The organism is Streptomyces phytophilus (genome assembly GCF_013870535.1).
GTDB lineage: Bacteria > Actinomycetota > Actinomycetes > Streptomycetales > Streptomycetaceae > Streptomyces > Streptomyces phytophilus.
The window spans coordinates 1-1,119 of sequence record NZ_JACBXC010001647.1; the positions used below are offsets into that span (position 1 = coordinate 1).

Consider the following 1,119-nt stretch of genomic DNA (forward strand, 5'->3'; position numbering starts at 1 on the left):
GCCGTCCTCGACCCGCTCACGCGGCGCGAGCGGGAGGTGCTGGCCTGCCTCGGCCAGGGCATGTCCAACGCGGAGGTCGCGGCCCGCCTCGACATGGCGGAGGCCACGGTGAAGACACACGTCAGCCGGCTGCTGGCGAAGCTGGGGCTGCGCAGCCGGGTGCAGGCCGCGGTGCTGGCCCAGGAACTGGGCGTCTGAGCGGCCGGGGGCGTACGTCCCGTACGGCGCCGTACGCCCCCGGCCGTCCGCGTACGGCTAGACGTCCCGCTTCGACAGCAGCGCGAACGCCAGCAGCAGCATCCCGCCGGTGACGGCGGCCAGCAGGCCGAGCAGCCCCCAGCCGCCCACGTCGGCGTCGTCGAAGAACGGGATGCCGAAGAGCGAGGCGAGACCGCTGAGCGGGGAGTACTCGATCAGCTTGCGCTGGACGTCCCGCAGGCTCTCCGCCTGCATGAACAGCGCGATGATCAGCGGCAGCAGGATGAAGCCGACCATCGTGGTGATGGCGCCCGCGGAGTGCCGCAGGATCGCGCCCACGGCCAGCGCGAGCAGGCCGAGCAGCGACACGTACAGCGCCGCGCCCACGGTGGCGTCGAACCACTGGCCGCCGGTGGCGATCAGCTCGCCGCTGTCCGAGATCGAGTCCTTGAACATCGGGTCGCCGGCCTCGTACTCGGGCACGGACTGGCCGCTGAGGACCGACGAGTGGATCAGCGCCGTGATCGCGCACGCCGCGGTGGTGAGCACGAAGGCGAGCACGAAGAACACCACGGCCTTGGCCGCCAGCACCCGCCAGCGCTGGGGCGAGGCGGTGAGCGTGGTACGGATCATGCCCGTGCCGTACTCGGAGGTGATCACCAGCACGCCGAGCGTGACGATGCAGATCTGGCCGAGCATCAGGCCGAAGAGCCCGCCGGAGAGCAGCGGGGCGCCGACCCAGTCGTCGGTGGCCATCGCCAGCGCGATGAGGAAGCCGACGCCGACGACGAGCACGAGCATGATGCCCAGCGTCCACATCGTCGAGCGCACCGAGCGGATCTTGGTCCACTCGGAGGCGAAGGCGTGGCCCAGGTGCGTCCTGACGATCGGGATCGGCGAGGAGTAGCCGCCGCCCGCGGG

2 protein-coding genes are annotated in these 1,119 nt (G+C 71.5%); one reads left to right on the forward strand and one right to left on the reverse strand.

All coding sequences use genetic code 11. From position 1 onward, the window contains the following. Nucleotides 1-198, forward strand: a 198-nt coding sequence (locus H5J30_RS34915) for a response regulator transcription factor (RefSeq protein ID WP_181791813.1), incomplete at its 5' end; no start/stop codon positions are given. Between the two features lie 57 nt (nt 199-255). Here the strand turns inward: H5J30_RS34915 and H5J30_RS34920 are convergent. After that, nucleotides 256-1,119, reverse strand: an 864-nt coding sequence (locus tag H5J30_RS34920) for an ABC transporter permease (RefSeq protein ID WP_181791814.1), incomplete at its 5' end; no start/stop codon positions are given.